General features: G+C 58.7%; 4 protein-coding genes. All 4 read left to right on the top strand.

Features of this window, described 5'->3' with window-relative positions:
- Positions 1–407 precede the first annotated feature (407 nt).
- Entirely contained in the window at positions 408–1175 is a 768-nt protein-coding gene (locus tag Q0Z93_RS09415; RefSeq protein ID WP_298064883.1) for a ParA family protein, read from the top strand.
- A 38-nt stretch (positions 1176–1213) separates the two neighbouring features.
- Complete coding sequence (locus tag Q0Z93_RS09420; protein WP_298064885.1) at positions 1214–2179, top strand: ParB/RepB/Spo0J family partition protein; 966 nt, start codon at positions 1214–1216, stop codon at positions 2177–2179.
- An 844-nt stretch (positions 2180–3023) separates the two neighbouring features.
- Complete coding sequence (locus Q0Z93_RS09425) at positions 3024–4439, top strand: DUF5683 domain-containing protein (protein WP_298064887.1); 1416 nt, start codon at positions 3024–3026, stop codon at positions 4437–4439.
- Between the two features lie 117 nt (positions 4440–4556).
- Positions 4557–5897: a lytic transglycosylase domain-containing protein gene (locus tag Q0Z93_RS09430; RefSeq protein ID WP_298064892.1), complete on the top strand. Its 1341-nt coding sequence runs from the start codon at positions 4557–4559 to the stop codon at positions 5895–5897.
- Positions 5898–6310 lie beyond the last annotated feature (413 nt).

A 6310-nucleotide genomic window follows, 5' to 3' on the forward strand; every position in this document is an offset into this window, starting at 1 on the left:
TTCGACAAGGCGAAACCGATTCCCGGCGACTTCTTTGCTTTCTTTCTTGGTCGCACAAGAAAGAAAGTGCCTCCGCGGCATGAGCGGGAGGAGAGGAAAAATCTCTATCCCCGGCGTGGGAACGTCCACAGAGCCTTCCACCGGAGAGAAAGCCCGCCGGATCGAGGCGATAAAAAACGTACTAAAAAGTTCTGCATGTTCGGCCTCGCGCCCACCCCCCGAGCGGCTTCGCCGCTGGGCGCAGAGGCCGGCGGTTCTAAAGAACCGCAACAACTAAAAAGCGTACGGTTAATATCGGGTTCCCGCGTCAGCGGGCGGGCGCCTCCGCGCCCAGCAGCGAAGCCGCTCAGCCCCCCTGCCCAACAGCCGACAACAAGGAACAGAAAAGCATAGAACGACAAAAACATATGGGAAAGACAGTCGCACTCGCCAACCAGAAAGGCGGCGTCGGGAAGACCACCACCTCCATCAACCTGGCCGCCTCGTTAGCCGTGCTCGAAAAGCGCATACTGCTGGTCGACGCCGACCCGCAAGCCAACTCCACCTCCGGTCTCGGCTTCGAGCCCGGCGGACACAACACCTACACCGTGCTGACCGGCCAGGCCGACCTCGCAGAATCGATACAACAGTCGCCGGAGATACCCACTCTTCAGGTACTCCCGTCGAACATCAACCTCGTCGGCGCCGAGACCGAACTCGCACAAACCGAAGGCGGACAATTCCGGATGAAAACCCTGCTCGACACCGTAAAAGACCGTTACGACTACATCATCATCGACTGCTCGCCCTCGCTGGGGATGCTGACCCTCAACGCACTCATCGCTTCAGACAGCGTGATCATTCCGGTACAATGCGAATATTTCGCCTTGGAAGGATTAGGCAAACTGCTCAACACCATCAAAATGGTCAAAGCCGGCCTCAACCCCGCATTGGAGATCGAAGGCTTCCTGCTGACCATGTACGACTCCCGGCTCCGGCTGGCCAACCAAGTCGTCGGCGAAGTCAGGCAACACTTCGGCAGCCTGGTATTCAACACCATCATCCAGCGCAACACCCGCTTGAGCGAATCACCGAGCTACGGCAAGCCCGTCATCACCTACGACGCCTCCAGCAGCGGCAGCGTGAACTACCTGAACCTCGCCCGCGAATTCCTCGAACGCAACGGCCAGGCCTGATCCCCACACAGAAACACGAACGCAACCGATACGACCCTATGAAACCCAAAAATACAGGCCTCGGCAAAGGGCTGGGCGCCATTTTCGAGATCGAAGAACTCAACATACCGAAACAGACCGCCGCCACACGGCGCGACAACAGCGTCACCGAGATCGAACTCTCGCGCATCACACCCAACCCCGCACAGCCCAGAACCCTCTTCGACGAAGAGGCCTTGAACGAATTAGCACAGTCCATTTCGCGCCTCGGCGTGATCCAGCCCATCACCGTCAAACGCATCGACAACGCCTCGGCAGCCGGCACCGACAGCCCTGCGCAGCAAGGGCCGGAATATATGATTATCAGCGGCGAGCGGCGCTTTCGGGCCTCGCAGATCGCCGGACTGGACACCATACCAGCCTACGTGCGGGAAGCCAACGACCAGACCCTGCTCGAAATGGCCCTGGTCGAGAACATCCAGCGCGAAGACCTGGGAGCTATCGAAGTGGCCCTGTCTTTGCAGCGGCTGATCGACGAATGTTCCCTCACACAGGAGATACTGGCCGAGCGCGTAGGGAAAAAACGCTCCACCATCGCCAACTACATCCGCCTGCTCAAGCTGCCCGCACAAGTGCAAAGCGCCTTGAGCAACGACATGATTACCATGGGCCACGCACGCGCCTTGCTTTCCCTGCCGGACGAGCGGCGGCAGCTGTCCATGCTCGCCAGGATTGTCAAAGGGCATTTGTCCGTGCGGCAGACCGAACAGGCCGTGCAAACAGCGCTTTCCGCCCCGTCCCGCCGCAGACAGGCCGAGAACGTGAAAGAATACCCCGAATACTACTCTCGTTTGGTCGAGCGCTTGGAGCCGCTGGTCGGCAGCCGCATCAGCATCAAGCGGAAGACCGTTGCCGCAAAAAACGGCGATACGGTAGTCAGCGGACGCATCACGATCGACTTCGAGTCCGACCAGCAAGTGAAAGAGATACTCGGCCGCCTCGAGAAGCTCGGGACGGACCGTTGAAGCGAATAGTTGCATTTCCGCCGCGGACCCTCCGCCCGGATTTTCACCGTCGCGCGGGTAAAGCATAGTTCTTTGTTGCAAAACGTCCCGGAGCCAGCGGAGGTGCAAACGAGCTCCGCGAGTTGCGCCCCTCCGCCCGGGATGGCTCCGGGGCGACATCGGGAGATCGCGGTCGAACCGGATTCCGCCACCGCACAAGGCTGCCCGCTGACGCGAGAAACTGTTTTCTCCGCACGCAAAAGCCCTTCCGGAAGCGTCGCGTTTTGCCTTGAGAAAGCCGGGCTGAACGACCGGCTTTCGACAAGGCGAAACCGGTTAGAGGCACTTTGGCTTCGCCTTCCTTCTGGCGCCTCGGCCATTCGAGCAAGCTCGATGGCACTCGCCTGCTGCGTCGGTTCTTTGTCTACTTTGACCTGCGGTCTTCCTCGCGCTGCCTCGGCATAGCCCGCAAACGGTCTCTGCCCTCGGTACGCTGCTCGGTTCTTTGCTGACAAAGAAAGTAGAAGCCCCGCCGGCTCGAGGCGGCTAAAAACAAATGTCCCGCCCGGCATGGCGGTAAAGAAAAATATCATTTCGTGAAACGGGCAGCCCGGAGCCGGCAGGGCTTTGGGGGTAGAGGCGGCCAATAAAACAGCCAACGGCTGCGGCTCGAGTGCCGAGCGGCACCCGGCCGAGGCCATAAAAACCGTACGATGAAAACAGAGCCGCAGCCTGCGGCATTAGGGGCGGTCACAGCCCGGATCACACCACTCCGGCGCCAGCCTTTCGTCCCACATAATAAAGACAAACTAAAAACCACAGAACACCCACACACCAGACAACCACACCGTCCATCAGAGAAACCATGCTTCGCCGCCCGACATACCGCCCCTCCCGCACCATAGCCATACTCATCGTGGCCATACAGCTCATCCTCGGCGGCATACATCCGGCCACAGCCACCAATCAGAGCGACACCCTCTCCGCCAAAGAGACACGGACACTCGAAAAAGCGAAAGCCAAAGCCCGGAAACAGGAAATCAAGCGGAAAATGAGACAAGACCTGACCCACGACCAGCGCAAACAACTCAACGAACGCGTCAAAGAGATGGACGGATTAGCCGTGGGACAGCACATCCGCATATCCGGCGGCGCGAAAGGAGCCTTTCTCGACCCCATACAAGACAGCATTTTGCGAAGAGGGAGATATATACGCACCACCCTCCGGCCCGACAGCACACTGATCGCACAAGCCGGCTTCGACAGCATCCCCCTTTACCGGGACGCCCCCGACACCATCATAGCACAGCGATTCAGCGACTCCCTGCTAATCACACACTACCCCGACAGCGTGCTGTGGCACACCCCCTTCCGGATCGCCGGGCTCACCTACCCGGAAGCAGACACGACCCATACAGGCGGCAGGCTTAGCGCCGCCGACTCCGCCTTGTTATTCAAGCCCAGATTCCGCATCACACAAGACACCATCGCAGCCGGGAAACACACCATCCTGTCCTTGGTCGCACCGGGATTCGGACAGATATACAACCGGCAGGCATGGAAACTGCCCATTCTGTACGGCGGCGTAGGCGGCTTCCTCACCGGCGGCATCCTCTTTCACAACAAATACAAAACCTATAAAGCAGAATACCAGCGCACCGTCGACCTGCGGCTGCCGCCCGACATCCAGAAACGGGCACGGACACGCATGCGGAACGCAGGGAGCGGGCAGACCCTCATGTACGCCATGGCGGGGGCGACCTACCTCTACTTCGTCGCCGACGCCGTCTTCAACTACCGCGGGCCGGTCGATCCCGTACGGAAAGCCACCACCCTGGCCGCGGTATTTCCAGGGATGGGATTCGTCTATACAAAGACCTACTGGCGCCTGCCGATCTACTACGGCGGCTTCATCGCCCTGGCCACCGTCGTCGACTACAACAACCGCAACTACCAGCGCTACAAAGCCGCCTACGACGCCATGACCGACGGCAACCCCTCCACCATCGACGAATTCAACGGACGGTACTCGCCGGAACTGCTCTCCCGCGTGCGGAGCGCCTATCGGCGGGACCGAGACTTAGCCATTATCGGGATGGCCGCAGCATACCTGCTCAGCGTGGTGGACACCTACGTCATCGCCTCGCTTAAGAACTGGGACGTGGACGAAAACCTCTCCGTGCGCATCGAACCGACCCAGATCGACACCCGGTTTAACGGCCGAACCTTAAGCCCGTCCCAGGGAAACTCATATGGGCTGGCAGTCAGACTGCGATTTTGACCGCGCAGCGATAGAGATTACAAGATAACCTACGGAAATTGCAAGATTGCATACGGAAAATACAAGATAATCTTGTAAATACAAGATAAAATACACACCGAAAACGCCATACAAACCATGCAGAAAAATTTACAGAACGCCGTCCGTCAGTTCGTCCTCAGCGCAGGCCTGATGCTATGGACGGCGGGCATGAGCCATGCGCAGACCGGCGACACCCGCTCATTCGGGAGACTGGCCCTGAACGGATTCTCCGCCAGCACCTACGACTCCCTGCTGGCCGACTACACGCGGCAGAACGTGGTGGATTCATACGACACCTTCGTCAACGAATTCATCGACGTCGACCTGGATCGCGTGGACATGAGCGGCGCGCTGCCCGACGCGGTGTACGCCGAGCGGCTGCGGATGATGGCCACCGAAGTGCAGCTGCCTTATAACGAAGTGATCAAGAAATACATCCAGACCTACACCCGAAAGGGCGGCGTGATGGAACGGGTGCTGGGGCTGGCGCAGTACTACTTCCCGATCTTTGAGGAGGCGCTTTACCGGTACAAGCTGCCGATGGAGCTCAAGATGCTGCCGGTGATCGAATCCGCGCTCATTCCGCGGGCTGAATCGCGAGCGGCGGCCATGGGGCTGTGGCAGTTCATGCTCCGGACGGGAAAATATTACGGGCTGGAAATCAATTCGTTCGTGGACGAGCGCTGCGACCCGGTCAAATCGACCGAAGCGGCCTGCAAGTACCTCAAAGACCTGTACAAGATCTACGGCGACTGGACATTAGTGATCGCCTCGTACAACTGCGGGCCCGGGAATATGAACAAAGCGCTGGAACGCTTCCGCTCGGCACACGGCGGAGCAGAGGCGAAGACTTATTGGGATATTTACGAATATCTGCCGCGGGAGACGCGGGGGTACATTCCGGCATTCATAGCGGCTTCCTATGCTTATACTTATTACAAGGCGCACGATCTGAACCCGACGATTCCGTGGCATCCGGTGGCGACGGATACGGTACACGTGAACCGGATGCTGCACCTCGAACAGGTGGCCACCACGCTGAATATTCCGATCGAGGTGTTGCGCGGGCTAAATCCGCAGTACACGGTGGATGTGGTGCCGGCCAAAACGCAGTCTTACGCCTTGACGCTGCCGCAGGAGTATGCGGCGGCATTCATCCGCCAGAGTCCGCAGATTTACGGGAAAGACAGTCTCTACTTGGCCAAGTATCTGAACATCGGCAACTTGTCTCAGGAACAGCTGACGGCAAGCTCCTCGCGCAGCGGCTCGACCTCGGCCAAGGGGAAGAAAATCACGTATAAGATCAAGAGCGGAGATATTCTGGGTCGGATTGCGGCGCGTTATCATGTGACAGTCAGGCAGTTGATGAGTTGGAATCACATCAAGAACGAAAAGGCGCTCCGGCCGGGGCAGACGCTGGTCATTTACCGGAAATAGCCGTTCGGTCGGAGTTGGCAGACTGGCGGCGGGTCGGACGCCCGGGAATTATTTAGGGTAGTTCTTCCCCAAACGATGCGTAGCATCGTAAGCCCACCGCGGGCACGCGGGGCCTGCCCGGCCCGAGGGCAGTTCCCTCTTGGGGGTAGTTTATCTTGCTGCCGGCAGGCTAATAAAACACCCGAAGGGTGCGGTTCGTGTGCCCAGCGGCACCCCGCGCGCGACGGCTGGAATAGGAAATCGTTCAAAAGCATGAATTGCTTTTGAACAAGATTTCCGCCAGCGCGCGGATAAAGACTGTTCATTTTCCGCGCGCCACGCCGAAAAAGGAAAATCGACGGTTTCAACGTGAGTTGAAAACGAACGATTTTCCCGGCGCGCGAATCACAAGCAATTTGTACCCGGCAGGTTCC

The sequence above is a fragment of the uncultured Rikenella sp. genome (genome assembly GCF_947628055.1).
GTDB lineage: Bacteria > Bacteroidota > Bacteroidia > Bacteroidales > Rikenellaceae > Rikenella.

Coding starts and splice junctions, on each gene's coding strand:
- Q0Z93_RS09420 (WP_298064885.1), top strand. CDS start 1,214: ATGAAACCCAAAAATACAGGCCTCGGCAAAGGGCTGGGCGCCATTTTC.
- Q0Z93_RS09430 (WP_298064892.1), top strand. CDS start 4,557: ATGCAGAAAAATTTACAGAACGCCGTCCGTCAGTTCGTCCTCAGCGCA.
- Q0Z93_RS09415 (WP_298064883.1), top strand. CDS start 408: ATGGGAAAGACAGTCGCACTCGCCAACCAGAAAGGCGGCGTCGGGAAG.
- Q0Z93_RS09425 (WP_298064887.1), top strand. CDS start 3,024: ATGCTTCGCCGCCCGACATACCGCCCCTCCCGCACCATAGCCATACTC.